23 protein-coding genes and 3 tRNA genes are annotated in these 26,037 nt (G+C 69.9%); 8 read left to right on the top strand and 18 right to left on the bottom strand.

Annotated elements, in window-relative coordinates; all coding sequences use genetic code 11:
* Window positions 1-27: 27 nt before the first annotated feature.
* From ACZZ98_RS11115 to ACZZ98_RS11100, 4 genes are all read left to right on the top strand, one after another.
* Window positions 28-942, top strand: coding sequence for a hypothetical protein (locus tag ACZZ98_RS11115; RefSeq protein ID WP_463516298.1), 915 nt, complete (start codon window positions 28-30; stop codon window positions 940-942).
* Window positions 939-1,313 carry a GntR family transcriptional regulator gene (locus ACZZ98_RS11110; protein WP_463516297.1) on the top strand — a complete coding sequence of 125 codons (375 nt, stop codon included), beginning with the start codon at window positions 939-941 and terminating at the stop codon, window positions 1,311-1,313. Before ACZZ98_RS11115 ends, ACZZ98_RS11110 begins: the two co-directional genes overlap by 4 nt.
* Before the next feature lie 145 nt (window positions 1,314-1,458).
* Window positions 1,459-1,531 (top strand) — tRNA-Glu (locus ACZZ98_RS11105).
* Between the two features lie 25 nt (window positions 1,532-1,556).
* A tRNA-Asp gene (locus ACZZ98_RS11100) sits at window positions 1,557-1,630 on the top strand.
* 70 nt (window positions 1,631-1,700) lie between these two features.
* Here ACZZ98_RS11100 and ACZZ98_RS11095 read toward each other — a convergent pair.
* From ACZZ98_RS11095 to ACZZ98_RS11050, 10 genes are all read right to left on the bottom strand, one after another.
* Window positions 1,701-2,624, bottom strand: a complete 924-nt coding sequence (locus ACZZ98_RS11095; protein WP_463516296.1) for an NADP-dependent oxidoreductase — start codon at window positions 2,622-2,624, stop codon at window positions 1,701-1,703.
* Between the two features lie 57 nt (window positions 2,625-2,681).
* Window positions 2,682-4,277, bottom strand: coding sequence for a xylulokinase (locus ACZZ98_RS11090; protein WP_463516295.1), 1,596 nt, complete (start codon window positions 4,275-4,277; stop codon window positions 2,682-2,684).
* Window positions 4,274-5,332 (bottom strand): aldose epimerase family protein, encoded by a 1,059-nt coding sequence (locus ACZZ98_RS11085; RefSeq protein WP_463516294.1) that lies wholly within the window; start codon window positions 5,330-5,332, stop codon window positions 4,274-4,276. Before ACZZ98_RS11085 ends, ACZZ98_RS11090 begins: the two co-directional genes overlap by 4 nt.
* A gap of 19 nt (window positions 5,333-5,351) precedes the next feature.
* Window positions 5,352-6,863 carry an L-arabinose isomerase gene (gene araA, locus ACZZ98_RS11080; RefSeq protein ID WP_463516293.1) on the bottom strand — a complete coding sequence of 504 codons (1,512 nt, stop codon included), beginning with the start codon at window positions 6,861-6,863 and terminating at the stop codon, window positions 5,352-5,354.
* A 34-nt stretch (window positions 6,864-6,897) separates the two neighbouring features.
* Window positions 6,898-7,575, bottom strand: a complete 678-nt coding sequence (locus tag ACZZ98_RS11075; RefSeq protein ID WP_463516292.1) for an L-ribulose-5-phosphate 4-epimerase — start codon at window positions 7,573-7,575, stop codon at window positions 6,898-6,900.
* Entirely contained in the window at window positions 7,572-8,591 is a 1,020-nt protein-coding gene (locus ACZZ98_RS11070; protein ID WP_463516291.1) for a LacI family DNA-binding transcriptional regulator, read from the bottom strand. The genes ACZZ98_RS11075 and ACZZ98_RS11070 overlap by 4 nt, the downstream gene beginning before the upstream one ends.
* Window positions 8,588-9,601, bottom strand: a complete 1,014-nt coding sequence (gene yjfF, locus ACZZ98_RS11065; RefSeq protein ID WP_463516290.1) for a galactofuranose ABC transporter, permease protein YjfF — start codon at window positions 9,599-9,601, stop codon at window positions 8,588-8,590. The genes ACZZ98_RS11070 and yjfF overlap by 4 nt, the downstream gene beginning before the upstream one ends.
* Entirely contained in the window at window positions 9,598-10,728 is a 1,131-nt protein-coding gene (locus tag ACZZ98_RS11060) for an ABC transporter permease (protein ID WP_463516289.1), read from the bottom strand. Before ACZZ98_RS11060 ends, yjfF begins: the two co-directional genes overlap by 4 nt.
* Window positions 10,725-12,305, bottom strand: a complete 1,581-nt coding sequence (locus tag ACZZ98_RS11055; protein WP_463516288.1) for a sugar ABC transporter ATP-binding protein — start codon at window positions 12,303-12,305, stop codon at window positions 10,725-10,727. Before ACZZ98_RS11055 ends, ACZZ98_RS11060 begins: the two co-directional genes overlap by 4 nt.
* Window positions 12,306-12,415: 110 nt before the next feature.
* Entirely contained in the window at window positions 12,416-13,408 is a 993-nt protein-coding gene (locus ACZZ98_RS11050) for an ABC transporter substrate-binding protein (protein WP_463516287.1), read from the bottom strand.
* A 366-nt stretch (window positions 13,409-13,774) separates the two neighbouring features.
* Here ACZZ98_RS11050 and ACZZ98_RS11045 point away from each other — a divergent pair.
* Together ACZZ98_RS11045 and ACZZ98_RS11040 are read left to right on the top strand one after the other, a co-directional pair.
* Window positions 13,775-13,848 (top strand) — tRNA-Phe (locus ACZZ98_RS11045).
* 339 nt (window positions 13,849-14,187) lie between these two features.
* On the top strand, window positions 14,188-15,624 hold the full coding sequence (locus ACZZ98_RS11040) for a M4 family metallopeptidase (protein WP_463516286.1): 1,437 nt from the start codon (window positions 14,188-14,190) through the stop codon (window positions 15,622-15,624).
* A 91-nt stretch (window positions 15,625-15,715) separates the two neighbouring features.
* On the opposite strand, the gene ACZZ98_RS11035 is transcribed toward ACZZ98_RS11040, so the two are convergent.
* A complete protein-coding gene (locus tag ACZZ98_RS11035; protein ID WP_463516285.1) occupies window positions 15,716-17,083 on the bottom strand; it encodes a GntP family permease in 1,368 nt (455 codons plus the stop codon).
* A gap of 252 nt (window positions 17,084-17,335) precedes the next feature.
* On the opposite strand from ACZZ98_RS11035, the gene ACZZ98_RS11030 reads away from it, so the two are divergent.
* Together ACZZ98_RS11030 and ACZZ98_RS11025 are read left to right on the top strand one after the other, a co-directional pair.
* The gene (locus tag ACZZ98_RS11030; RefSeq protein ID WP_463516284.1) at window positions 17,336-18,451 is read left to right on the top strand and encodes an amidohydrolase family protein; all 1,116 of its coding nucleotides are present in this window, start codon (window positions 17,336-17,338) and stop codon (window positions 18,449-18,451) included.
* A 55-nt stretch (window positions 18,452-18,506) separates the two neighbouring features.
* A complete protein-coding gene (locus tag ACZZ98_RS11025; protein WP_463516283.1) occupies window positions 18,507-19,634 on the top strand; it encodes a carboxylate-amine ligase in 1,128 nt (375 codons plus the stop codon).
* A gap of 9 nt (window positions 19,635-19,643) precedes the next feature.
* On the opposite strand, the gene ACZZ98_RS11020 is transcribed toward ACZZ98_RS11025, so the two are convergent.
* The 7 genes from ACZZ98_RS11020 to ACZZ98_RS10990 all read right to left on the bottom strand — a co-directional run bounded on the left by ACZZ98_RS11020 (window position 19,644) and on the right by ACZZ98_RS10990 (window position 26,003).
* Entirely contained in the window at window positions 19,644-20,735 is a 1,092-nt protein-coding gene (locus tag ACZZ98_RS11020; protein WP_463516282.1) for a carboxylate-amine ligase, read from the bottom strand.
* A complete protein-coding gene (locus ACZZ98_RS11015) occupies window positions 20,705-21,568 on the bottom strand; it encodes an iron-containing redox enzyme family protein (RefSeq protein ID WP_463516281.1) in 864 nt (287 codons plus the stop codon). The genes ACZZ98_RS11020 and ACZZ98_RS11015 overlap by 31 nt, the downstream gene beginning before the upstream one ends.
* Before the next feature lie 118 nt (window positions 21,569-21,686).
* Entirely contained in the window at window positions 21,687-21,947 is a 261-nt protein-coding gene (locus ACZZ98_RS11010) for a CDGSH iron-sulfur domain-containing protein (protein ID WP_463516280.1), read from the bottom strand.
* A 3-nt stretch (window positions 21,948-21,950) separates the two neighbouring features.
* Complete coding sequence (locus ACZZ98_RS11005) at window positions 21,951-22,712, bottom strand: HemK2/MTQ2 family protein methyltransferase (protein WP_463516279.1); 762 nt, start codon at window positions 22,710-22,712, stop codon at window positions 21,951-21,953.
* Window positions 22,702-23,157 (bottom strand): DUF4383 domain-containing protein, encoded by a 456-nt coding sequence (locus ACZZ98_RS11000; RefSeq protein WP_463516278.1) that lies wholly within the window; start codon window positions 23,155-23,157, stop codon window positions 22,702-22,704. The genes ACZZ98_RS11005 and ACZZ98_RS11000 overlap by 11 nt, the downstream gene beginning before the upstream one ends.
* A gap of 100 nt (window positions 23,158-23,257) precedes the next feature.
* On the bottom strand, window positions 23,258-24,697 hold the full coding sequence (locus ACZZ98_RS10995) for a pyridoxal phosphate-dependent decarboxylase family protein (RefSeq protein ID WP_463516277.1): 1,440 nt from the start codon (window positions 24,695-24,697) through the stop codon (window positions 23,258-23,260).
* Window positions 24,687-26,003: an MFS transporter gene (locus ACZZ98_RS10990; protein ID WP_463516276.1), complete on the bottom strand. Its 1,317-nt coding sequence runs from the start codon at window positions 26,001-26,003 to the stop codon at window positions 24,687-24,689. The genes ACZZ98_RS10995 and ACZZ98_RS10990 overlap by 11 nt, the downstream gene beginning before the upstream one ends.
* Window positions 26,004-26,037: the final 34 nt, after the last annotated feature.

Here is a 26,037-nt window from a genome sequence, read left to right as displayed (position 1 = left end):
TTAAGCCATTGAGACATAGGGGACGACATGACAGATTCCTTGACGGCAGAGTCCTTTGTCGTGGTGTGGGGCATGACGATGCACGTCACGGTGGCCGCCCTCGTGGTGGTGGCCATGCGCCAAAGCTCGCCGGTGTGGGGTCCACGAGCAGCTAAGGCATCGTGGATCGCCTTCATCGTCACGCTTCCCATGAACGCGTCCAGCCACCTCCCCGTCCCCTACCAGGGGCCCATGGCCCTGGTAGTGGGGTCGGCCGTTGTGGTCGCCGCCACCGGGCTCGGCTCCAGCATGAGCAGGACGCCGCGCCCCGGGACGGTGCGGCAGGCGACCCTGGCACCCCGGCGGCTCTTCGTGGCGCGTGTCCCCCGTCAGCGACTCGCCGCCATCGTCGCCTCGTCCGTCACCCTCGCCGCTGTCGCCTTCGGCGCACTCACGGCCACCGGCACGACGCTGGTGCGCACCCACCGGGGCACCTCCGTCGTGGCGCGGGACTACCCCGGATGGCCGGGAGGCGGCCCCTTCCTCGTCGCAGCCGCGTTCCTCCTCATCCTCACCTGGTGGGCGCTCCGGCAGATCGAGGACCGCCCACGAGTCGAGGAGCCGACCGACACCGTCCTGCGGGTCCGCGACGCATCCCGAGTCCTCCGAGCGACGACCTTCGCCATGGCGACCAGCGGCGCCCTCCTGCTCTTCTCCATGGGCTCGGCGATGAACGAGGCGACCCAACGGCTCCGTGGCGCCACCGAGTTCGCACCACGATCCCCGTGGGACCCCTATCAGTGGCTGGCCTTCGGGCTCTACGCCCCTGCGGTCGCGCTGCTCCTCGTGGCGCTCTTCGCCCTGGGTGGGTCCATCAGCTCGCGTGAGACGTTGGCATCCCTGGGCCGCCCCACCGAGGACACGCGGCAAGGCGGCGCGATGCGCTCAGGGGCAACACCATGAGCGAGCTCGTCATCACGGTCGACGTGTCGGCTCCCGAGCCGCCTTACGAACAGGTGCGCGCACAGCTCGCCGGCCTCATCGCGCGTGGCGCGCTGGCCGAGGGCGACCGCCTCCCCACCGTCCGGGCCCTGGCCGCCGACCTCGGCATCGCCGTCAACACCGTCGCCCGGGCCTACAAGGAGCTCGAGGCCGAGGGCCTCGTGACCACAGGCCGCCGCGCCGGCACGACCGTCGCGCCCGGCGGGCACGCCACGGACACCGCCCTCCACCGCAGTGCGGCGGCCTACGCCATCAGTGCGGCCCGGGCCGGACTGAGCGAGTCCGCCGCCGTCGACCTGGTGCGGGCAGCGCTGCGCGAGGCACGCGCGTGAGGTGAGCCGACGGCATACCGGAGCGTCGATCAGCAGCGCGGCGGAGCTCGTTTTGGATGCAGCGCGAACGTCCCTTATGCTTTCCGAGTCCACGACGGATCCGAGCGCTGCGCGCTGCGCGACGTGGGGTCCGTTGTCATGACGGGTCCCCATCGTCTAGCGGCCCAGGACTCCGCCCTTTCACGGCGGCAGCACGGGTTCGAATCCCGTTGGGGATACGCATCACAGGTCTTGCACCAGCAAGGCCCCGTAGCGCAGTTGGTTAGCGCGCCGCCCTGTCACGGCGGAGGTCGCGGGTTCGAGTCCCGTCGGGGTCGCACAGATGGAGAGAGGCCCACACCGCAAGGTGTGGGCCTCTCCGCTTGTCCGGGGGCTACGCGCCGGAGCTCAGCGGCTGATCTCGATCGCGATCTTGCCGCGCACGTGCCCGCCTTGGCTCAGCTCGAACGCCTTGGCCACGTCCTCGAGCGCGAAGACCTCCGCCACCGGCACCGTGAGCTTGCCGGCGTCGGCGAGGTCCGCGAGCGCCTGCAGGTCGGCGGCGTCGGGGCGCGCCCAGGACGCGATGCCGCCGGCCCCGGCCACTGTGCCGTCGGCGATGGAGCCGTGCCGCCCACCGTCCTTGAGCACAGCCCGGGTCGTCTCGAGCACTCCACCCACGAAGTCCACGACGACGTCGACGCCCTCGGGCGCGAGGTCACGCACGCGCTCGGCCAGCCCATCGGCATACGAGATCGGTTCGACTCCCAGACCGCGCAGGAACTCGTGGTTGCCCTCCGACGCCGTGCCGATGACCCGCGCGCCCAGTGCCTTCGCGATCTGCACGCCGAGGATGCCGACGCCGCCTGCGGCCGCGTGGACGAGGACCGTGTCGCCGTCCTTCGTGCCGAGCCGGGTGAGGAGCTGGTATGCCGTGAGGCCGGCGAGCGGGAGCCCTGCGGCTTCGTTCCAGTCCAGGGCTGCGGGCTTGCGCGCGACCATGCGCACCGACGCGCTGACCAGCTCGGCGAAGGTGCCGTGCTGGACCCAGTCCTTGCGGGCGTAGGCGATGACCTCGTCACCGACGGCGAACTCCGGGGTGTCCGGACCGATGGCCTCGACGACGCCGGAGACGTCCCAACCGGGGATGGCCGGGAAGTCGACCTGCATGAGGCCGTCGAGGTAGCCCGCGAGGACCTTCCAGTCGACCGGGTTGACCGAGGCGCTGCGGACGCGGATGAGGACCTCGCCCGGGCCGACCCGCGGCTCCGGGACGTCGCTGAGGGTGAGGGTGTCGGGGGCGCCGTACTGGCTGTAGGTGATGGCTCGCATGCCCGGGCCAACGTGCGTGGCAGTGCCTCGCATTCCACCTGGGCGGCAGCAACGCCGTCAGCTGTGAAGGACGGCTGCTCTCATCACCGGGAGCGCCTGCACATAGCGCTCCATGAAGGAGTTGAACCCGGCGACGTCCTCAGGGAGCGGGTCGACCGTGGACAGCACGGCGTCGGCGAAGACGTCGGTGTCGAGGAAGGCTGCGAGCCCGGCCGGGTGTCCCCCCTGCTGGCTGAAGGCGGCGAGGACCGCGATCCCCCAGGCCCCGCCCTCGGCGGCCACGTCTCCCACGGCGACGGGGGTGTCGAGGGCGCCGGCGAGCAACGCCTGCGCGACACCGGCGGTCTTGAAGAGCCCGCCGTGTGCGAACAGGCGCTCCAGCTCCACGCCCTCCTCCCGCTGCAGCACGTCCATGCCCAGCCGAAGGGTGGCGAGCACGGCATACAGCTGCGTGCGCACGAACGACCCGAGGTCGAGGGCGCTCCCCGGCGTGCGGAAGAACAGGGGTCGCCCCTCCTCGAGCTCGGTGATCGGCTCACCGGACAGATAGTTGAAGGCCATGAGGCCGTCACTGTCCGGGGCCGCGTCACGGGCAGAACGCAGGAGCACCTCGAAGACCGCGCCCGGCTCGACGGGCCTGTCTGCCGCGCGGGCGAACTGGGCGAACAGACCCGCCCAGGCGTTGAGCTCGCTGGCACCGTTGTTGCAGTGCACCATCGCGACCGGGTCGCCCGCCGGGGTGGTCACGAGGTCGACCTCGCGGTGCGGACGGTCGAGCGGGCCCTCGAGCACCGCCATGGCGAAGATGCTCGTCCCGGCGCTGACGTTGCCCGTGCGCGGCGCGACCGAGTTCGTCGCCACCATCCCCGTGCCGGCGTCACCCTCGGGCGGACACATCACGGCACCGGGAGCGAGCCCGCCGGTGGGATCCAGCAGACGTGCACCGTCGGGGCTGAGGGTGCCGCCCGCCCGGCCCGCCACCATCACCGGCGGCAGGAGGTCCGCGAGCTTTGCCGCGAGCGGGCTGTCGGCGGCGAGCCGGTCGAACTCGTCGAGCATCGCCGCGTCGTAGCCATGGGTGGTGGTGTCGACGGGGAACATGCCGCTGGCGTCGCCGACCCCGAGGCACCGCTCCCCGCTGAGCCGCCAGTGGACGTAGCCGGCCAGCGTGGTGAGGTGCGCGATCCGCGGCACGTGGGGCTCGTCGTCGAGCACTGCCTGGTAGAGGTGGGCGACGCTCCAGCGGTGCGGGATGTTGGCGCCGAACGCGGCGCTGAGGGCCTCGGCGGCGCGGCCGGTGTTGGTGTTGCGCCACGTCCGGAAGGGTGTGAGCAGCTCACCGTCGGCGTCGACGGGCAGGTAGCCGTGCATCATCGCCGAGATCCCCAGCCCGCCCACGGACGCCAGATCGACGGCATACGTGCGTCTCACGTCGGCGGCCAGAGCGGCGTAGCACTGTTGCAACCCCGCCCACACGGCTTCCATGGAGTAGGTCCACACACGGTCGACGAACTGGTTCTCCCACTCCGCCGTCCCCACGGCCAGAGGGCGGTGGTCCGAGCCGATGAGCACGGCCTTGATCCTCGTCGAGCCCAGCTCGATGCCCAGGGACGTGCGGCCCTCGAGGATCTCGGAGGTGACGTCTGCGGTCACGCCGGACCCGGCCGGGTCAAGAGGGTCCACCGCGTGCGCGCTCGGTACGTCTCCCCAGGCCGCAGCACGGTCGACGGGAACTGGGGCTGGTTGGGTGCGTCCGGGAGCTGCTGGGTCTCGAGGCAGATCCCGTCGCCCTGGCGCAGCAGCGTGCCACCGCGACCGAGCAGCGCGCCGTCGAGCCGGTTGCCGGTGTAGACCTGAATCGAGGGCTGGTCGGTCGTGACCTCGAGTGTCCGGCCGCTGGCGGGGTGCTCCAGCCGGGCCACCGTCCTGTCGCCCTCGCCCTGCAGGACGAAGGTGTGGTCGATCCCGCTGACGAGCGCGACCTGAGGGTGCCCGGCCCTGACCCGGTCTCGCAGCGGCACTGAGGTCGTGAGGTCCAGCGGCGTGCCGGTCACGGGCTCGACCGCGCCCTGAGGCACGGAGCGCGCGTCCACCGGGAGGTAGGCACCGGACTGGACCGTGAGGTGGTGCGCGTCGACACCCCCACCGCCGGGGCCACCGAGGTCGAAGTAGGTGTGGTTGGTGAGGCTGACGACGGTCGGGGCGTCGGTCGTGGCCTCGTAGGTGAGCACGACCGAGTCGCCCTCGAGCGCGTAGGTCGCCGTCACCGTCAGCTCGCCGGGGAACCCCTGGTCGCCGTCGGGGCTCACGAGCCGCAGGGTGATGCTGCTCGGCGTCGCGTCGATGACCGACCAGAGCCGGGCGTGGAACCCGTCCACGCCGCCGTGCAGGCAAGTCGGGCCCTCGTTCGCGCTGAGGTCGTGGCGGGTGCCGTCGAGGACGAACGAGGCGTCGGCGATCCGGTTCGCGTAGCGCCCGACCGTGGCCCCGAGATAGGGGTTGCTCTCCTGCAGGTAGCCCTCGACGTCGTCGAAGCCGAGGGTGAGCTCGACCAGCTCGCCCCGCTCGTCCGTGACGCAGAGGCTCTGCAGGGTGGCCCCGAGGTCGAGCACCACGAGCTGGAGCCCGCGGTCGTTGCTCAGGGTGTGGGCGGTGACGGCCTCGCCCGAGGGCAGAATGCCGAAGCTCGCAGGCGCGTTCGCAGGCATGGGGAATTCCTCCGCTGGTCTAGAGACGGGCTGCGAGGCGATGGTATGCCGCGTTCCACCGGAGCTCGCGGCGCACCGAGTCGGGGGTCGCGTCGGCGTCGATGACGACGAGCTCGGTGCCGATGATCTCGGCGAGGTCGCGAAACTCCTGGGTCGTCAGGGCCGACGAGAGCACGGTGTGGTGCGGGCCGCCCGAGAGCAGCCAGCACTCGGCCGAGGTCGACAGGTTCGGCCGCGGCTCCCAGACCGCACAGGCGACCGGCAGCTTGGGCAGGTCCTGGTCGGGCTCGACGACCTCGACCTCGTTGAGGGTGAGGCGAAAGCGGTCGCCCATGTCGCTGATCCCGACGATGACCGCCGGTCCGGGCGCCCCGGTGAACCGCAGCCGGACCGGGTCCTCGCGGTCCCCGATCCCCAGGGGGTGGACCTCGAGCGACGGCTTGGCGCTGGCGATGCTCGGGCAGACCTCGAGCATGTGCGCGCCGAGGATCTTCTCCTCGCCCGGGACCAGGTGGTAGGTGTAGTCCTCCATGAAGCTCGTGCCGCCGTCGACACCCTCCGCCATGACCTTGGCCGCACGAAGCACGACCGAGGTCTTCCAGTCGCCCTCGCCGCCGAAGCCGTAGCCGTCGGCCATCAGCCGCTGCACGGCCAGGCCCGGCAGCTGGCGCAGCCCACCGAGGTCCTGGAAGTTGGTGGTGAAGGCGCGGAACCCGCCGTCGGTGAGGAAGGTGCGCAGGCCGGCCTCGATGCGGGCGCCGTAGCGCAGCGACTCGTGGCGCTCGCCCCCCGGGCGCAGCTCGGTCGCCACGTCGTAGGCCTCGAGGTACTGCTCGACGAGGTCGCCGACGGCTGCGTCCGACACCTCGTCGACGACCTCGACGAGCTCGTTGACGCCGTAGGTGTTGATCGAGACGCCGAAGCGGAGCTGGGCCTCGACCTTGTCCCCCTCGGTGACCGCGACGTCACGCATGTTGTCGCCGAAGCGGGCCAGCTTGAGAGTCCTCAGCTCGTGGGCCCCCCGGGCCGCCCGCGCCCACGTCGCCACCCGGTCGACCACGACGGGGTTGCCCACGTGGCCGGCGATGATCTTGCGGGCCACGCCCAGGCGCGCACCGATGTAGCCGAACTCCCGGTCGCCGTGGGCGGCCTGGTTGAGGTTCATGAAGTCCATGTCGATGGTGGACCACGGCAGCTCGGCACCGGCCTGCGTGTGGAGGTGGAGCATCGGCTTGCGCAGGGCGTCCATGCCCGCGATCCACATCTTGGCCGGCGAGAACGTGTGCATCCAGGTGATGACGCCCACGCAGCTCGGCGCGGCGTTGGCGGCCAGGATCTGCGCGTGGATGGCTCCGGAGTCGGCGAGGATCGGCTTCCACACGACGCGGGCGGGGATCGCACCACTGGCGTCGAGCTCCTTGACGATCGCCTGCGACTGCTCGGCGACCTGGCGCAGCGTGTCCTCGCCGTAGAGGTGCTGGCTCCCGGTGAGGAACCAGAGCTCGGGCTGCGTGGACGTGTCGGTGGTCATCGGGTCTCCTCGTGATGGCGTGCGGTCGGACGGGTCATCGCTGCCCGTAGACGTTCTGGTAGCGGTCGAACAGCGCGTCGACGTGGGGCTGTTCGATGGGTCGGGGGTGGCCCAGCTGGCGCGAGATGTGGACCGTGCGGGCCACGTCCTCGCACATCACGGCGGCCTTCACGGCGCTGCGAGCGTCCTTGCCGATGGTGAACACCCCGTGGTTGCTCATGAGGACGGCGGGAGAACGACTGTCCCGCAACGTCTCGACGATGCCGCGGCCGATCGACTCGTCCCCGATGAGGGCGAACGGACCGACCGGCACCTCGCCACCGAACTCGTCGGCCATCATCGTGAGCACACAGGGAATCGGCTCGCCGCGGGCAGCCCAGGCGGTCGCATAGGTGGAGTGGGTGTGCACGACCCCTCCCACGTGCGGCATGTGACGGTAGACGTAGGCCTGCGCGTCGGTGTCCGAGGACGGTGCGTGGTCACCGTCGACGACGGCACCGTGCAGGTCGCAGACCACCATGGACTCGGGAGTGAGGTCCTCGTAGGCGACGCCGGACGGCTTGATGACCATGAGGTCGCGACCGGGAACCCGGGCTGAGACGTTGCCGGCGGTCCAGACCACGAGCTGGTACCTCGTGAGCTCGCTGTGCAGCCCGGCGACCTCGGCCCGCAGGCCGGAGAGGGTGTCGCGAACCTCGGACAGGACGGTCATGGTTGCCCCTCCAAGCGACGAGCGGTGCTGTCGCGCACCACCAGCACCGGGCGCAGCAGGGGCGACGGGGTCAGCTCAGCGTCCTGCATCGCCTCCTGGATCACCTCGATGGCCCGACGACCGACGGCTGGGAAGTCCTGGCGCACGGTGGTGAGCGGAGGGATGAGGTACTCGGCCTCGGGGACGTCGTCGAACCCGACGACGCTGATGTCGCCCGGCACCCGCCGCCCGGACTCGTGCAGGGCTCGCAGGATGCCGATGGCCATCTGGTCGTTGGCGGCGAAGACCGCCGTCACGTCCGGCATCTCACACACGGCCAGCCCTGCGGCATACCCGCTCTGGGAGCTCCAGTCCCCGACGATCGGTTCGGCAGGACGCACCCCCGCGTCCAGCAGGGCGCCGCGCCAGCCTTCGAGCCGGGCCCGTGCCTCGGTCCAGTCGAGCGGTCCGCTCACGTGGGCGATCTCGCGGTGGCCGAGGGAGAGGAGGTGCTCGGTGGCCATCCGGGCCCCAGCGACCTGGTCGACTCCGACGGTCAGCGCTCCCTTGCTGAGGTCGCCCTCGACGACGACGAAGGGTATGCCGGAGCGCTGGGCCCGCACGATCTCCAAGGCGGCGTCGTGGCCGGCGATCATGACGATCCCCTCGACCCCGACGGTCATGAGGTGCTCGATGGCACCGTCCAGCGACTCGCGGGTCATCTCGGCGAGGTTGACCGAGCTGGCGAAGAAGCCGGCCTCGCGGGCCGCCTGCTCGACGGTGCGGTGGATGCTCGTCGGACCGAACTCGACGGCCGCCGTGCCGATGATGCCGATGATGCCGGTGCGACCACGCACGAGCGCGCGCGCAGCGGTGTTCGGCCGGTAGCCGAGGCGGTCGATGGCCTCGAGCACCCGGTCCCGGGTCTCGGGCCGGAGCTTGGAGGACCCGTTGATCACCCTGGACACGGTCTGGTGCGACACGCCTGCGAGACGGGCCACGTCGGCCATGACCGGGGCCTTCATCGTGTCGGTCATGGCTGCCTCCGCACGATGATCCGTTGCATCACGATGAACATCAGGAGCAGGGTGCCGATTGCGATCTTGGTCCACCATGAGCTGAGTGTGCCTTGGAAGGAGATGAGGGTCTGGATGACACCGAGGACCATGACGCCGAGCACGCTGCCCGCGACGTAGCCGACCCCGCCGGCCAGCAGCGTGCCGCCGATGACGACGGCGGCGATGGCGTCGAGCTCCATCCCGACGGCGTGCAGTCCGTAGCCCGAGAGCATGTAGAGACTGAACAGCAGGCCGGCGATCGCCGAGCAGAGGCCGCTGACGACATAGACACCGACCTTGGCCCTGGCCACCGACAGCCCCATGAGCATGGCCGAGGACTCACTGCCCCCGATGGCGTATGCCGTGCGACCGAACCGTGTCCGGTGCAGGACCCAGGCCCCCACCGCCACGACGACCAGCCCGATGATGACGCTCCACGTGATCGACACCCCGCCGGGGAGCGGGATCGCCGCCGTCGCCAGGTCACGGAAGGTCGGGTCCTTGATCGGGACCGACTCCACCCCGACGACGAAGCACAGGCCCCGCGCGAGGAACATGCCGGCGAGGGTGACGATGAAGGGCTGGATCTCGAAGTAGTGGATGACCAGCCCCATCAGCAGCCCGAAGGTCGAACCCATCGCGAGCACGAGCAGCACGACGATCGGCGCGGACCATCCCGCTTGGAGCAGCGCCGCCGTGACCATCGTCGACAGGGCGACGACCGCGCCCACGGACAGGTCGATGCCACCGGTGAGGATGACGAAGGTCATGCCGACCGCGAGGACGATGAGGAACGCGTTGTCGATGAACAGGTTGGCGACGACCTGACCGGACGCGAAGCCTTCGTAGCGGGCCGAGCCTGCGCCGAAGAGGACCAGGAACAGGATGAAGGTGGCCAGCGTGGGGAGGATGCGGACCGGCACGCCACGCCCGGCGACGAGCGACGCCCGGCCGGTGCGACGACGAAGGGTGGTGGGCTCGGCACTCATGACTGGCCTGCCTTCCGGCTCGGGGCGGCGGTCGCGCCGACGGGGTCACGGTCCAAGGGCTCGGCGGGAAGGCTGGTGGGGGGTTGCGCCGGAGGCGAGGCAGGCGCGGTGGAGGAACCACGACGACCTCTGGTGAGCAGGGCACGGAACTTCGGAGCCTGCAGCAGGCACACGGTCACTACGACGACTGCCTTGAACACGAGCGTGATCTCCGGCGCGATGCCCATGCTGTAGACGGTCGTCGTGAGTGTCTGGATCGTCAGGGCCCCGATGAGCGTGCCGGTGAGGCTGTAGCGGCCACCCGCCAGGGACGTGCCCCCGATGACGACGGCCAGGATGGCGTCCATCTCGATCCACAGGCCCGCGTTGTTGGCGTCCGCGGCGCTGACGTTGGAGCTGATCATCAGGCCTGCGACTCCGGCACACAGGCCTGCGAAGACGTAGACGGTCCACCGGATCGTGCGGGCGTGGATACCGGTGAGGCGACTGGCTTCCGGGTTGACGCCGACGCTCTCGATCAGCAGACCCAGGGCGGTCCGCCTGGTGACGAGCGCCACCCCGGCGAGGACCGCGAGCGCGATGAGGATCGAGACGGGCAGGATGACGAACCCAGCACCGACCGTCCGGTATGCCGGGTTGTTCACCGTGATGATCTGTCCGTCCGTGATCAGCATGGCGATCCCGCGACCGGCGGTCATCAGGACGAGCGTGGCGATGATCGGTTGGATCCCCAGGACCGCGACGAGGAAGCCGTTCCACACTCCGAGGCCCAGGCACAGCAGCAGGGCGATGCCCATGCCGATGAGCGCGGCCTGCGCGCTGCCGGGATCCGGCGCTGCCGCGATGTAGGTGCAGCTGACGGCTCCCGAGATGGCGACGACGGCGCCGACGGAGAGGTCGATCCCCCGGGTCGCGATCACCAGGCACATGCCCAGGGCGATGAGCAGGGTCGGCGCCCCGTTCTTGAGGATGTCGATGAGACTGCCGTAGAGGTGCCCGTCCTGCATGCGGAGCGAGAGGAACGAGGGCCGGACGACGGCGTTCGCGACGAGCAGGGCGATGAGGGCGAGCAGGGGCCACAGGAGCCCGCTTTCGCGCAGTCTGTCGATGCGGCGTTCGGTCGTCATGACGCCACCACAACTCGGTCCGCGCCAGGGGCCGCCGGTTCGTCGACGTGTGCGATGAGGTGCATGATCTCGTCTACGGTCGCCTTCTCGTCGAGCTCCGCGACCTTCGCGCGGTCCTTCATCACGACGATGCGGTGGCTCAGCCGAACGACTTCCTCGAGCTCGGCCGAGATGTAGACCACGGCCATGCCCTGCGTGGCGAGCTCGGCGACGAGCTTCTGGATCTGGGCCTTGGCTCCGACGTCGATCCCGCGGGTGGGTTCGTCGAGGATGAGCAGCGCCGGCTCGATGACGAGCCAGCGTGCCAGGAGGACCTTCTGCTGGTTGCCACCAGAGAGTCGTCCCACGATGGCGTCCGGGTCGGGCGGGCGGATGTCGAGGGCGGTGATCCACTTCTCGACGATCTCGTCCTTGGTGCGTCGTGAGAGGGGCCTGGCCCATCCCCGAGAGGCCTGGAGGGCGAGGACGATGTTGTCGCGGATGCTGAGATCGGCGATGACACCCTCTCCCTTGCGGTCCTCGGAGCAGAAGGCGATCCCCGCGGCGATCGCAGCCCGAGGCGTGCGGATGGCTCGCGGCTGGCCGTCGATCTCGATCTCACCCGAGTCGGCACGGTCGGCACCGAAGAGGAGACGAGCCACCTCGGTGCGTCCGGACCCGAGAAGTCCCGCCAGGCCGACGACCTCCCCGCGGTTGACGTGGAGGTCGAGGGGGGCCACCGATCCCTTGCGGCCCAGTCCCCGTGCGCGGATCACCGGCACCTGCGAGGCCTGGTCGGCCGCCTGCTCGGCGATGCGTTCGACCTCGGCCAGCTCGCCGAGCTCGCGGCCGACCATGAGCGACACGAGCTGGATCCGGCTGAGCTCGGAGGTCCGGTACTCACCGACCAGCCTTCCGTTGCGGAGCACGGTCATGCGGTCGGAGATCTCGTAGACCTGCTCGAGGAAGTGCGAGACGAAGAGAATGGCAACGCCCTTGTCCCGGAGCACGCGCATGATCCGGAAGAGCTCGGCAACCTCGTCCTTGTCCAGGCTGGAGGTCGGCTCGTCGAGGATGAGGACCTTCGCGTCCACCGCGACGGCCCGTGCGATCGCCACCAGCTGCTGGATGGCGATGGGATGCTCGGCCAGGACGGATCCCGGGTCGATGTCCAGGCCCATGTCGGTCAAGAGCTGCGCGGCGCGGCGGCGGGTGGCGCCGCCGTCGATGGCCCCGAACCGGCGGGGCTCGCGACCGAGGAGGATGTTCTCGGCCACGCTGAGGTTGGGGCAGAGGTTGACCTCTTGGTAGACGGTGCTGACGCCGTGCTGCTGGGCATCGCCGGGCCCCGAGAAGGACACGGTGTCTCCTTCGAGCCGGATGCTCCCGGCCGTTGCGCCGTAGACGCCGGTGAGGACCTTGATGAGCGTCGACTTGCCGGCGCCGTTCTCCCCCATGAGGGCATGAACCTCACCGGGGAGCAGACGGAACGCCACGTCGTCGAGGGCCCTGACCGCGCCGAACTGCATGTGGATCCCGCTCATCTCGATGACCGGGGCGTCGGCCTCCGGCTGACCTTCGGTCGTCGGGGTTGTCATCAGTGGTCCTCCGTGGAACGTCGTCGGTCTGAAGGAGTCGATCAGCTCAGGGTGGGTGCGCCTCCTCCGCCGCCACAGGTGCGGCGGAGGAGGCAGGTGGAGCGTTCCGCTCAGTACTTGCGGGTGGGCAGAGCGGCCTTCGCCTGCGCCTGGTCGAAGGCGGTCTCCTCGGTCACGACGCGCTCGGGAACGGTCTCACCGGCGAGCACCTTCTTGGAGAGGTCCATCAGCTGGTCGCCGAGCAGCGGGCTGCACTCGACGATGTAGTTGATCTTGCCGTCGGCGAGGGCCTGCATGCCGTCCTTGACCGCGTCGATGGTGATGATCTTGATGTCCTTGCCGGGCACCTTGCCGGCAGCCTCGATGGCCTCGATGGCGCCGAGGCCCATGTCGTCGTTGTGGGCGTAGACGACGTCGATGTCGGGGTTGGACTTGAGGAAGGCCTCCATCACCTGCTTGCCGCCGGACCGGGTGAAGTCACCGGTCTGCGACGCGACGACCTTGATCTGCGGGTTGGCCTTGATGGCCTCGGCGAAACCCTCCTTGCGGTCGATGGCCGGAGCAGCGCCCGTGGTGCCCTGGAGCTCGACCACGTTGACCGCACCTGCACTGCCGGAGTCCTTCACCAGCCACTCGCCGGCCTTCTTGCCCTCGAGGACGAAGTCGGACCCGAGGAAGGTCTTGTAGAGGGTCTTGTCCTCGGAGTCGACCGCACGGTCGGTGAGGATGACGGGGATCTTCGCGCGCTTGGCCTCGAGCAGGATGGTGTCCCACCCGGTCTCGACCACGGGGCTGAAGGCGATGACGTCGACCTTCTGCTGGATGTAGCTGCGGATCGCCTTGATCTGGTTCTCCTGCTTCTGCTGCGCATCGGAGAACTTGAGCGTGACACCGGCCGCCTTGGCGGACTCCTGGATGGACTTGGTGTTGGCGGTGCGCCAGCCGGACTCAGCGCCGACCTGCGCGAAGCCCATGACGATCTCGTCGTTGCCGGCCGCGGCGCTCGCTTGAGTACCCGAGTCCGAACCGCAGGCCGTGAGGGAGGCGGCGAGAGCGATGCTCGCGGCCACCGGAAGGAACTTCTTGAACACTGGTGCCTCCATGTGTGTGACGCCGTCGTTGGCGTCGCCCAAGCGGCCGACCGAGGTTGCCGCCGTGACATCGTCGTCACGTTGCAATGAGTGTGAACGTTAACATTTCGCCTGTCAAGGGGTGAAGTGAGTGGTTTGAAGGTTTTTCATGCGCTGGTCGGGGCCACCAGACCTCTCGATGTTAACGCGCACGCATGCCGGTGCGGCCTGGCTGAGGCGCAGTCCGCAGCGCTCGAGGCGGCGGGTCGTCACCAATGGCCGGCGCTGTCCCCGATGTCAGGAGCCTGCGGGAATGCGTTATAGTTCTGGCACGCCAGGGCGACCTGGCGATCTGTTTGAGCAGGGCAGGTCGCAAGCACCGCCGCCCCGCGACGACACGGCCAGGTAGCTCAGTTGGTACGAGCGTCCGACTGAAAATCGGAAGGTCGACGGTTCGACCCCGTCCCTGGCCACCGCCACAACAGACAAACCGCAGGTATGCCGTGAGGCACCTGCGGTTTCGTCGTTCACCGAGGCCAAAGGTCGAGGCCAACGCGACGGCATCCTCGTGTGTCATCCCTCGCGCGCACGAGGTGGTTCGCGAACCTGCCCGTGGCTCGTGAACCGGATCGATCCGGGTCAGGAAGCCGATCCTGGCTCGCGAACCGCATGGAGCGATCGCGCCCACGCTCGCAGCCTGCCGAACGCGGAAGTGGTCCGGGCGGCATACGCCCCGCTCTCCAGCAGGCCGAACCGGCACCGCTCTGCTTGGATCGAGCCACCCCTGTCAGTGCTGCCAGAAAGGCTCCACCATGTCCAAGCCCCCCAGGATCGCCGCCGTCGCGTTCCTCGCCGTGTGCGGAGCGCTCATCGCGCCAGCCGCAGCCACGTCAGCCCCGAGCGCAACCCCGACCGCCGGAGCCACCACCGGCGCCAGCGCCGCGGTCCCGAGCGACCTCACCCAGGTCCGGGTCCGCGAGAGCCTTCTCGGCAGCCACACCTGGTACGCCCAGACCTACCGCGGCATCCCTGTGCTCGACGGCTACTACGCCGTCCACGCGACCGGGGAGTCCAGCACCGTCGACGACGGTCGCAGGGCCGTCACCGGCCTGCCCTCGACGACGCCCAAGGTGGCCAAGGCTCTCGCCGGTGACAAGGCCGCCAGCCACGGCAAGGCCCTCAGGTCCCGCCTCGCCGTCGTCCCCGGTACCTCCGGCGGCGCGGCCACGCTCGCCTGGGAGGTGCTCACCGACAAGCACAAGAAGGTGCTCGTGCACGCCGACAAGGGCACCGTGCTCAGGGCCACCGACGAGCGGATCTTCGCCGACGGCCAGGGCAAGGTCTTCGACCCCAACCCGGTCGTCGCCCTCCAGAACCAGTCGCTCAGGGACGGCAACAACGCCGACTCCGCCGTGCCGGCCACGGCATACAAGACCGTCACGCTGAGCAACCTCGCGGGCAACGGCTACCTCCAGGGCACCTACGCCACGGTGGTCAACAGGACGAAGGGCAAGGTCCCCGCCGCCTACTCCGCCACCAACGTCTTCAGCTACACCCGCAGCGACACCCGCTTCGAGCAGGTCAACGCCTACTACGCCGTGGATCGGCTGCAGACCTACATCCAGGGCCTGGGCTTCACCAACGTCAACAACGAGGCGCAGAACCTGATGGTCAACACCATCACCGCCGACAACTCCTACTACTCCCCGAGCTCGGACGAGATCACCCTCGGCACCGGCGGGGTCGACGACGGTGAGGACCAGGAGGTCGTGTGGCACGAGTACGGCCACGCGATCCACGACGACCAGGTGCCGAACTTCGGCTCGTCCAACGACGGTGGAGCCATCGGTGAGGCGTTCGGTGACTACATCGCCGCCACGATGTCGCAGGCCAGCTCGAGCAACACCACCGTCACCCCGTGGGCCTGCGTCATGGACTGGGACTCGGTGTCCTACACCTCGACGACTCCGCACTGCATCCGCCGCCTCGACACCGGCAAGACCGTGGCCGACCGCACCGGCTCCGTCCACGCCGACGGAGAGATCTGGAGCCACGCGCTCTGGGACATCAACAAGGCGTTCGGCCGTGACAAGGCGACGAGGATCATCCTCGAGGCCCAGTTCGGCTACTCCCCCACCACGACCTGGGCAGCAGCCGCACAGAAGACGGTCGACACCGCGGCGGCGCTCCACGGCGCAGCCGATGCCGCCACGGTGAGGGCCGCCTTCCAGGCCCGCGGGATCCTCTGACCCGACCTCACCCCGACGCACGTGTGGCCACGTCCCCTTCGGGGTGCGTGGCCACACGGCTGCCTTGACGCCATCGCTGACGGCGTCAAGGCTAAACGGCCGCGACGAAGCTGGCGAGGATGACGAGCGGCAGCGAGACGACGGCGCCCAGCGACGTCGCCAGCGTCAGCGTCTTGAGGGTGCCCTTGGTGGAGAGGTCGAGCAGACCCCTGAACATCCAGAAGAAGTTGCTGTTCACGTGCAGGGCGAACATCGCGCCCGACGCGATCGCCAGAGCGATGACGACCGGGTCCACCCCCATCGAGCCGACGACCGGACCGATGATCCCGGCGGCCGTGATGGCACCGACCGAGACCGAGCCGATGGCGAAGTGCAGGAGGGCTGCGATGAACCACGCCAGCAGGATGCTCAGGATCACCGGCGCGTTCGCGTCGGCGGAGAAGAGCTCCTTGAGCGTGTCCTGCATCCCGCTCTCGGCGATGACGGCGCCGAGTGAGCCGCCGACACCGGTGACGAGCAGGATCTCGCCGGTGGTGTGGAATCCCGAGGTCAGGACCGAGCCGACCCCGTCGGCACCGAGTCCCCGGCGCACCATGACGAAGGCGATCAGCAGCCCGATGAACAGCGCGATGTTGGCGTCGCCGAGGAAGTCTAGGACCGGGTTCGTGGCGTCCGTGAGGCCGACGATGGCCCCGGTGGCGATGAGCACGAGGGGGACGAGGATCGGCAGCAGCCGCACGAACAGCGGCAGCCGCGCCACGCTCTCGGCCACCGGGACGTCGTCGGCCTCGTCGTGCAGCAGCCGACCGTCCACGAGCTTGGCGTCCTCGTCGTAGTCGGTCTCGTCGTTCCAGAACCCGCGGCTGAGGAGCAGCCTGAAGAGGAGGGTCGTGATGAGCGCGGTCGCCAGCCCGATCGGCAGCCCGTAGAGCAGGTAGGCCCCGAGCGGCACCTCCATCAGCCCGGCGACGGCGACGGCCGCCAGGCCCGGCACGACGAACACGTAGCCGGCGAAGATGCCGATCGCCAGGGCCCCGGCGAGCCAGGGGAGCCCGATCCTGCGGTCGACCGCAGGCGCCGACTCCTTGGCCATCGGCGCGGCCAGGACGACCTGCACGTCGACATAGATCGAGGGGAAGATGACGGCGAGCGTCCCGGCCATGGCGTAGGGCAGCTTGCCGCCCACTCGCCGGGCGATGATCGCCACGAGGTCGCTGAACGTGCCCATGGAGTGCAGCAGCGCGCCGATGAGGACGCCGAAGCCGATGAGCAGCCCGACCTCCGCCATGATCTCGCCGAAACCACCGGTGATCTGCTTGATGGTGCCCTCGGAACCCTGCCCCGTGGCGAGACCGAGATAGATGCAGGCCAGCAACAGCGAGATCACCGGGTCGATCTTGAACCTGATGATGAGCAGGATGGCCGCGAGAATGGCGATGGCCGAGTGCAGGATCTCCACGCTGAGTCCTCTTCTGGCGCGGTGGGCGGTCGCGCCGCTGGTTGTCCGACGACGTCGGGGTGATGTGCGGGGGCCCGACCACCCTAGGGGCCACTCGCGGCTACTGCCCGGTCTGGGGTATGCCGTCCGGCCGGCAAGGAACGCAGGTCCCGTTCCGGACGTGGACCAGCCCACGCGCTGGTTGGCTCTCGTGCCCGTGGGTAGGAGGGCGGTGGGGCCGTCCGGGCCGCCAAGCGACCGAGGAGCACTGCCATGTATGCCGACCACCTGCTGCACCCGTGGCTGGACTGCCTCATGAAGGAGCTGCCCGGTGCCCGGATCTTCGACACGCACACCCACGTCGGAGAGCACGACAGCAGCGGCTTCACTGCGACGCCGGGCGAGCTGCTGGAGTCGCTGGAGGCGGTGGACGGGCGGGCGGCGGTCTTCCCGCTGGAGGAGCCCGACGGCTACCGCGAGGCCAACCTCGCGTGCGCGCGGTTGGCGGCGGACAGCAGCGGCAGGCTCACGGCCTTTGCCCGGCTCACCCCCGCGGAGGTGGCCGACGGCCTGCTCGCCGAGGTTCTGGCGGCCGGCGCCACAGGGCTCAAGCTTCACCTGTCGAGTGACGACTTCGCCCTCGACGACCCCCGGCTCGTCGCAGCCTTCGAGACGGCCGATGACCGTCGGCTGCCCGTCCTGGTCCATGCCGGTCCAGAGGTGAAGTCGCTGCGGGACAGCGCGGTTGACGTCTGCGAGCGATGGCCGGGACTACGCCTGATCCTTGCGCACTGCGCCATCCCCGACCTCGGCCACCTCCGGCACCGGGTGCCGGACCTGCCGAACCTCTTCTTCGACACCGCGTGGTGGACGCCGGCCAACCTCATGGCACTGTTCCGGTTCGTTCCTCCCGGCCGCATCCTCAGCGCGAGCGACCTCCCCTACGCCACGCCCCTGCTGGGGACAGTGACGGTCGCCCGCTGCGCCTGGCAGTCCGGGCTCACGCCGACCCAGATCTCCTCCGTCATCGGTGGGCAGATGGCGCGTCTCGTCGCCGGGGACGAGGCGGCCGACCTCGGTGCGCCACCGACCGGGGAGGCCGCTGTGGTTGGCCCGTTCCAGCACGTCGTCTCGACCAACCTGCTCGCATCGCTGGAAGCCATGCAACGTGGGGACGAGCCCGGGACCCCCTTGTCGGTCGCTCGGCACGCGTGCGATGTCCCGGACGGCGATCCCGAGGCGCCGGTGCTGCAGTCGGTGTCGCGCCTGCTCGACCTCCACGAGCAGCACCACGAGTCCCTCCCGCAGCGCAACCAGTTCCGCCCCGGCTGGGACCTCATCGCTGCCGCGGCCGTCGTGGCCCGGACACCTGCCGCCCCCGTGCCGTGAGCGTGGCTGCGCCACAACGCGTTTCGTATGCCGTTCGGCTGGGCACATCCTGACCATGAGGACTGTGGGCGTCGAGGAGGAGATGCTGCTCGTCGACGTCCGCACCGGGCGGCCCCGGGCAGTGTCCGCGCAGCTGCTCCGGAAGTCCGGGGCCGGGTGCTCGGTCAACGTGGGAGTCGGACCACAGGGTGCACTCGAGGGCGAGTTCCAGCGACAGATGATCGAGACCCGGACGGCGCCCGTCTCGAATCTTGCCGACCTCGACGCGGAGGTCCGTCACTGGCGGGGGGAGGCGGCTTCGGCGGCGCGTGAGGCGGGTGCCGGACTGGCGGCGCTGGCCGTGTCCCCGCAACCGGTGACGCCCGTTCCGGCCGCGTCCAGCCGCTACGAGTGGATGCTGGAGCACTACGCCTACGTGGCACGCAAGCACCTCGTCTGTGGGCTGCACGTCCATGTCGCCATCGACTCCGACGAGGAGGGGGTCGGCGTTCTCGACCGGATCCGGGTGTGGCTGCCGACCCTGCTGGCGCTCAGTGCGAACTCGCCCTTCCATCAGGGCGTGGACACCGGCTATGCGAGCTACCGCCAGCAGACGCTGGCACGATGGCCGTCGTTCGGGCCGACGGAGGTGTTCGGCTCCGCATCCTCCTACTACCAGCTCGTCGCGGACATGGTTCGCTCCCGGGCCGTTCTCGACGAGGCGATGATCTATTTCGACGCCAGGCTCTCGCGCCACTACCCGACGGTCGAGATCCGAGCGGCCGATGTCTGCCAACGCCCGTCCGACGCCGTGTTGGTCGCGGCTCTCGCGAGAGGGCTCGTCGAGACCGCGTCTGCGCAGTGGGTTCGGGGCGAGCCAGCCCCGGCGGTCTCGGCGACCATGCTTCGGCTGGCGTCGTGGCAGGCATCCCGAGAGGGCATGTCGAACTCACTCCTCGACCCTGCCAGCCACCGACCCAGACCAGCCTGGACGGTCGTCGACGACCTTGTCGACCACGTCGGCCCCGCGCTGGAAGCAGCTGGTGACAGCGAGCTGGTGGCGGACGGCATACGCCGCATCCGCACCCACGGAACGGGCGCGGACCTGCAGCGGCGCACCCTGGCCCGCACCGGGAGCCTCGTCGACGTCGTCGCGCAGGCCGTCCGCACCACCGCCGGACAGCTCGAGCCCGCCGAGCACTGAGCCGATCGGTCAGTGGAGGCGGAAGGCGCTCATCGCCCGCCCCGGCGTCGTGGGGTCGACCAGTCGCCGCTGACGGTCGGCGAAGGTGCCGTCGGTGAGGATACGTCCGACCACCTCGTGCACGCGGGCGCTGTCGTCGTTGTCCTCGAGGGCATCCGCGGTGTGAGCGAGTAGCGACTCGATGACCTGAGCTGCCGGGGCGAGATCATTCGTCGTCGGGTCGACCAGCAGGCCACTCACTCCGTGTCGCGCCGCACGCCACGCGGCGGCCCGCAACGCCAGGGTCGACACCTCCGGAGGTCCCATGTGGTGGTCTGACATCGCAGCCGTGTCCACCAGCGCCCGGCACAGTGCCGCCACCGCGACGGCCACGTCGACGTCAGGGCAGACATCGGTGACGCGGACCTCCACCGTGGGGTATCGGGCCGACAGGCGGGCGTCGTAGTAGAGCATCCCCTCGTCGAACGCCCCGCCCGTGCGGACCACCTCGCCGACTGTCCGGCGATAGGTCTCGAGGTCGCCCCAGACCGGCGCCGGCCCCGCAGTGGGCAGCTGGGACAGGACGACCGACCGCCAGCTCGCGCACCCGGTGTCGCTGCCCTGCCAGAAGGGGGAGTTCGCGGTGAGGGCCGTCAGGACCGACAACCACGGCCGGATCCGATCGAGGACGTGCACGCCCTCGCTGGGAGAGTCCACGGCGACGTGGACGTGCGTGCCGCAGGTCAGCTGCTGGCGCGCGAGGTGTCCGAACTCCTCGTTGATGCGGTCGAAGCGAGCCGACCTCACAGGCGTCGGGTCGTGCGCGCCCGGCCACGTGCCCGTGGCCACGACAGTCGCGTCGTGGCCCGCGGCCACCTCCGTGAGCCGGCGCCGCAGCTGCACGAGGTCAGCGGTGAGGTCGTCGAGCGAGGCCGCCGGCGACGAAGCGACCTCGACCTGCTCCTGCTTGAACTCACCCTTGATGCCCGGCTCGTCGGCCTGGTCCACCAGACGCGACCCGATGGCCGACGGCTCATGGCTGCTGGCCCCCACGAGGATGAACTCCTCCTCGACCCCGACGGTCCTCCTGCTCACCGCAGGCTCGACCGGCCGGTCGACCATGCCCCGAGCACCTCGTCGGCGAAGCGACCACTGAGGTGCTGGCTGGCCTGGATCCCGAAGACCAGACCGGCCGCGAGCTCGGGCTCGGCCCCGATGAGCGGAGCGATGACGTCGCGCCGGATGATCTGCTCGTGCACGGCGTCCGCCTCGACGTGCTCGGCGTAGAAGTGCTCCGTGGCCGGTCCACAGCCGAGTCGCCGTGCTGCCTTGACCAACCGCGCGGACCCCGGTGAGGACGTCAGCTCGATCACCGCGAACTGCCCGACCGCTGCGCCCCGCAGCTCTCTTCGGAAGCCACAGAGGGACATGAGGTTGACCTCGGCGAGCACCGTGCCGCTCACCCGGTCGAGGTGGTCGCCGTAGGCCGCGGTGAGCCCGAGCTCCCGCATCATGGCGGCATACAGCTCTGAGTGCATGTCCTCGGCGCGGCCCGAGCCGTACTCGTCGAACTCGACGGCGGCCAGTCCGGCCTTGGCCGGCCCGTCCAGACGGGACACGACGAGCAGCTGCGGGTCGGCCTCCTTGAGGTGGTAGGCCGACCGGTGCACGACGTACTCGCGGAACTGATCGAGGGAACCCTCGGTCGCCAGGTGCTGCGAGACGCTGCGCCCACCCACGGTCTCGGTGAGGAGGCCATCCAGCTCGGCATCGAGGTCGTCGCCGCCGGCGACGTCACGATGCAGCTGCTCGAGGAACAGCGACTCGAGCTCGAGCCGGATGCCCAGGAGGTCGAGATCCCACTCCATCGCCTCGGGCACGTCCGCGAGGCCGCGGTAGTGCAGCTCGTAGCAGAGATAGAGCGCGAGGTGCAGGTCCTCGCCGTAGGGATCCACGTCACGACGGCTGGGGAACGGCGGACCGACACGGCGCGTGCAGTGGTCGAGGATCCATTGCGAGATGGGCCCGCGGGCCGTCGGCAGAGGGGGGCAACCACCCCTGGCCCGGTCACGGTCACGCTTCCTCCCCTGACGATGTCGATGGTCCCGCACGGTCAGCGCGGTCGGCGCGGACCTTGCAGCGGTGGCTCGTGTCGCAGAACGGCGCGATCCGGCTGCGCCGACAGGTGCACAGCGCGACGACATTGCGCTCGGACCGCACCACGGTGCCATTGTCCATGACGACGTCCACCGGTCCCTCGACGAGGATGGGGCCCTCTTCCGTGATGACGACGCGGTTCACCCGCTCCCGCCGCTCGCCCGACCTCGACGTCATGCCTCAGCTTCCCGATCCGGCCTGCGTGGGGGCGATGGGCCTGGTCGCGCGCAGGACCACCAGCCCCTCCTCCGACTGGCCGCTGGCGATGAGCCCACGCGAGCGCAGATGTTCGGCCCTCGAGCGCATGACGGGTCCGAAGGGTTCTGTCTGCCAGCTCACGACGTCGACCTCCAGTCCGCTGTCCTGCAGGTGGGCCATCGTGCGGACCTCGTCGGTCACGGTGGAATGCACGAGCAGAAGGCTTCCCCCGGGTGCCAACCGGTCATGCACCTGGGCGCAGATGCGGTCCACCAGCAGGCGTCCGTCCAGCCCTGCGTCCCAGCAGCGGCCGAGGGTGTGCCGCGGAAGGTCGGCGCTCCGTGACGGGACGTAGGGCGGGTTGCTCACGATGAGGTCGAACGTCTCACCCTCGTCGAGCGGGGCGAACAGGTCACCGCGGAGCACCCGCACCGACGCACCGTGGCGACGGGCGTTGACCCAGGTCGCGGCAGCCGAACGGAGGGAGAGGTCGACAGCAGTGACCTGGGAGGCGCCTGCCAGGGCCGCGACAACGGCCAGCGCCCCCGTGCCGGTGCAGACGTCCAACACCCTGGCCCCCGGGGCGAGGCCGAGCCCACGGATCGCGTCCGCGAGCAGCCAGGTGTCGGACTGGACGGGGTAGCAGCCGGGCAGACGCAGCAGTGACGGACGACGCGCGCCCACGGCTTGACCGAGGAGTGGTGACGCACTGGGCGCCACCACCTCCACCGGCTCAGCGGTCACGTGCCGCGACCGTGTTGCGCTCCCGGCTGAGCGCGAGTCCCAGGGCGATCATGCCGAGGCCCAGGACCAGGTGCAGCCAGTTGTCGGCGTTGTTGAGGGGGACGAAGTTGGCGGAGGTGTCGTGGTCGATGAGCAGGCCGTAGATCCACAGCACGAGGTAGATAACGCCGCCACCGATGAGGTAGGTACGGGCCGTGCTAGGCGCCCTGGACATGGCGATACCCGCGATTCCGAAAGCGAGGTGCACGAGGTTGTGCAGCACCGACACCTGGAAGATGCCGAGCAGCAGAGCCTCGGACTCATGACCGGCGAAGGTCAGGGAGTCGAAGTTGCTCGTGATTCCGGGGACGAACCCGAGGAGGCCGACGAGCACGAAGACCGCTCCGACCGCGAGTGCGGCCTTCTGGACCGGGGTGCGATCGGCGCGACGTGCGTCCGTTGACATGGATGTAGGTCTGGTGCTCATGGCTGTCTCCAGTCGTAGCGTGCGGATGATGCTGCCCTGAGGACGTACCCAGCGAGCCTGCCTTCATGCATGACCTTCATCACGGCGCGGTGAACCTTTGGAGGAACGCCGACAGGAGCATCGCCGAGTCGGCGCGGGGCAAGGCCTCGATGAGCGACAGGACGGTCGTGAGGTCGAGGTCGCCTCCCGCGCGCGCACCGTCCGCAAGCGCAACCGGGTCTGGTATGCCGCTGTGCAGCAACGTCTCCGGGCTCGGCAGAGCCTGTCCCCTGACCTCCCCCGCCGCCTCGACGAGCGCGGGCAGCAGCTCTCCGAGCAGTCCCTCGGTCACGGGCGTGACCGTGAGGTGAGCCGTGTGCGGCACCCGACTGCCGTCGGTCTGGCTCATGGCCGGCTGACCCTGGAGGACGAACCCTCGCCGGGCCACGGCGGCTGCCCAGAGCAACGGGTCCACCCGCTGCTCGAGGCCCACCGCATCATCCGCCGCCACCGCGACGAGCGGACCCTGCCGCTCGCCCAGCACGCGCAGCCCCTCGACGGCCCGGACGGCCTCGACCACGGCGGACGTCGCGGTGACGACGCGACGGGTGAGGGCGGCATACCCCTCTGTCCCCAAGGTCTGGACCACCGCCCAGGCCGCCGCGAGCGATGTCGCGGAGCGCGTGCCGAGCATCGTCGGGTTGACGACGGGATAGCCGAGCCAGTCGGTGATGGCGAAGTAGCGCGCGAGGTCTAGCTCCGTGTCGGCAAAGAGGAGCAGCGAGGCGCCCTTGGGGACGTAGCCGTACTTGTGGATGTCGGCGCTGATGCTGCTCACACCTCTGACGCGGAAGTCCCACTGCGGCAACGGCTCTCCGCCGGAGTCCTCCCAGAAGGGCAGCACCCAGCCACCGACACAGGCATCGACGTGGCACGGGATCCCCCGGTCGGCGGCGGCGCCCGCCACCGCGGCCACCGCGTCGACGACGCCGTGCGGGTAGGACGGCGCGGACACGACGACGAGGGCGACATCCGCCCCGAGGGCATCGACGAGCGCCGGAGCCGGAGCCCGTCCGGACGTCGCGTCCACCGGCACGACGGTCAGGTCCAGACCGAAGTAGTGCGCCGCCTTGTGGAACGCCGCATGGGTCGACGACGACACGACGAGCCGGGGACGCCCGGCGCCGCCTCGGGCCAGCCACAGGTCCCGGGCGGCCTTGACGGCCAGCAAGCAGCTCTCAGTGCCACCGGAGGTCACGGACCCCGTCGCAGCAGGCCCGTGGAGCATCGTGCGGCCGAAGGACACGAGATCCGCCTCCATGAGCGCCACCGACGGGAACGTCGTCGGATCCAGCCCGTTGACCGGTTGCAGGAGCCGCATGGCCTGTGCCGCAACGTCGTCGAGCTCAGGGCGACCGTGGTCGTAGACATACGACAGCACGCGCCCGCCGTGGGTCGGGGCGTCGTGCTCGCGGTACGCCCGCAGCCGCCCCATCACCTCGTCGACGTTGACGTGATCGTGCAGGGAGTCACTGCCCATCGAGGTCCACCTTCGGTTCGTCATACCTTCGCAGCGCCACGATCGACACGAGGGCCAGCAGGGCGGGGACGAGCGTGAAGGCGAGCCCCATCGCCACCTCGGCGCTGCGCGGCTGGGCCACGGGGTCGCCCCGGCTCGAGACGAAACCACCCAGCGACAACAGGAGCAGCACGAGGCCCGGTCCGAGTGCGAGGCCGGCGGTCTCCAGCGCCGTCCACGCACCACTCATCGCACCGCCCCGCCCCCGCCCGGCCTCTTCGATCACGTCGGGAAGCATGGCCAGCGGGAAGAGCTGCATCCCGGCATACGCCACTCCACCGACCGCCAGCGCCAGGACCGAGAGCCAGACCCACCCGAGCGCGAGGGCCGGGATCTGCAGCACGCAGGCGAGGACGAAGAGCCAGGACGACGCGAGGTATGCCGTCCGCTTGCCGTGCCCTGCGGCATACCGCTTCCAGGCCGGCATCACGATGAGAGCGGGCGCGACGACGGCGGCGAAGAGGACGCTCACGAGCGACTGGGAGCCGAGGAGATAGGTCGCGACATACTGCGCTGCGGCAAGGACGATACCGGTGGCGACCGCCTGGATGACGAAGACGACGAGCAGGGCCCGGAAGCGCGGGTGGTCGTGGATGGTGGCCAGACCTGCACGCAGAGAGGCCGATTCGGTGGCCCCCAAACGGCTCTCGTGCCCCCGCAGGCTGGCGACTGTGGCCAGCATGCCCAACGAGAGGACGAGCGCCGAGATGACGGCCATGACGAGGTAGCCGGAGCGACCGCCCCCGAGAGCATCGCGGATGCCGGGGGCACCGGCACCGAAGGCGAGGATCGCCAGGGCCAGGACTCCGACGCGCCACGCCATCATGCGGGTGCGCTCGGTGTAGTCGCTCGTCAGGTCGGCCGGCGAGGCGATGTAGGGCACCTGGAAGAGACTGAACGACGTTGTCGCCAGGACGAATGCGGCGACGACCCACAGTGCCGCAACCCCGCTCGAGACACCGGAGGGGACGGCGAACATGGCGATGAACCCCACGGGCAGGGTGAGGGCGCCGAGCAGCATCAGCCGGTGACGCGACCCGTGGGCCGACACCTCCCTGTCGCTGCGCGCCCCGATCGCCGGGTCGATGAAGACGTCCCACACCTTGGGGAGGAGCACCACGACGGCGGCCGTCGCTGCGGCGACCCCGAGGGTGTCGGTGAGGTAGTAGGCGAGGACGAGACCCGGAAGGGTGCCGAAGCCGCCCGTGCCGACACTCCCGGCGGCATACCCCGCGGTCTGGGCGCGGGAGAGACGGTCGCGGGGCATGCACCGCAGTATGTCGGCCCGGACAGCCGCTCAG

The sequence above is a fragment of the Knoellia sp. AC549 genome (assembly GCF_979258975.1).
Note: the sequence above shows the minus strand (reverse complement) of the source record. Positions and strands in the feature narration are given on the sequence as shown.

Bases quoted from the DNA above. Each gene is read 5' to 3' on its own strand.
- ACZZ98_RS11040 (WP_463516286.1), top strand. From the start codon at position 14,188: ATGTCCAAGCCCCCCAGGATCGCCGCCGTCGCGTTCCTCGCCGTGTGC.
- ACZZ98_RS11095 (WP_463516296.1), bottom strand. From the start codon at position 2,624: ATGCGAGCCATCACCTACAGCCAGTACGGCGCCCCCGACACCCTCACC.
- ACZZ98_RS11000 (WP_463516278.1), bottom strand. From the start codon at position 23,157: ATGTCAACGGACGCACGTCGCGCCGATCGCACCCCGGTCCAGAAGGCC.
- ACZZ98_RS11070 (WP_463516291.1), bottom strand. From the start codon at position 8,591: ATGACCGACACGATGAAGGCCCCGGTCATGGCCGACGTGGCCCGTCTC.
- ACZZ98_RS11050 (WP_463516287.1), bottom strand. From the start codon at position 13,408: ATGGAGGCACCAGTGTTCAAGAAGTTCCTTCCGGTGGCCGCGAGCATC.
- yjfF (WP_463516290.1), bottom strand. From the start codon at position 9,601: ATGAGTGCCGAGCCCACCACCCTTCGTCGTCGCACCGGCCGGGCGTCG.
- ACZZ98_RS10990 (WP_463516276.1), bottom strand. From the start codon at position 26,003: ATGCCCCGCGACCGTCTCTCCCGCGCCCAGACCGCGGGGTATGCCGCC.
- ACZZ98_RS11020 (WP_463516282.1), bottom strand. From the start codon at position 20,735: ATGGTCGACCGGCCGGTCGAGCCTGCGGTGAGCAGGAGGACCGTCGGG.
- araA (WP_463516293.1), bottom strand. From the start codon at position 6,863: ATGACCACCGACACGTCCACGCAGCCCGAGCTCTGGTTCCTCACCGGG.
- ACZZ98_RS11030 (WP_463516284.1), top strand. From the start codon at position 17,336: ATGTATGCCGACCACCTGCTGCACCCGTGGCTGGACTGCCTCATGAAG.
- ACZZ98_RS10995 (WP_463516277.1), bottom strand. From the start codon at position 24,697: ATGGGCAGTGACTCCCTGCACGATCACGTCAACGTCGACGAGGTGATG.
- ACZZ98_RS11025 (WP_463516283.1), top strand. From the start codon at position 18,507: ATGAGGACTGTGGGCGTCGAGGAGGAGATGCTGCTCGTCGACGTCCGC.
- ACZZ98_RS11085 (WP_463516294.1), bottom strand. From the start codon at position 5,332: ATGCCTGCGAACGCGCCTGCGAGCTTCGGCATTCTGCCCTCGGGCGAG.
- ACZZ98_RS11055 (WP_463516288.1), bottom strand. From the start codon at position 12,305: ATGACAACCCCGACGACCGAAGGTCAGCCGGAGGCCGACGCCCCGGTC.
- ACZZ98_RS11075 (WP_463516292.1), bottom strand. From the start codon at position 7,575: ATGACCGTCCTGTCCGAGGTTCGCGACACCCTCTCCGGCCTGCGGGCC.
- ACZZ98_RS11115 (WP_463516298.1), top strand. From the start codon at position 28: ATGACAGATTCCTTGACGGCAGAGTCCTTTGTCGTGGTGTGGGGCATG.
- ACZZ98_RS11010 (WP_463516280.1), bottom strand. From the start codon at position 21,947: ATGACGTCGAGGTCGGGCGAGCGGCGGGAGCGGGTGAACCGCGTCGTC.
- ACZZ98_RS11110 (WP_463516297.1), top strand. From the start codon at position 939: ATGAGCGAGCTCGTCATCACGGTCGACGTGTCGGCTCCCGAGCCGCCT.
- ACZZ98_RS11060 (WP_463516289.1), bottom strand. From the start codon at position 10,728: ATGACGACCGAACGCCGCATCGACAGACTGCGCGAAAGCGGGCTCCTG.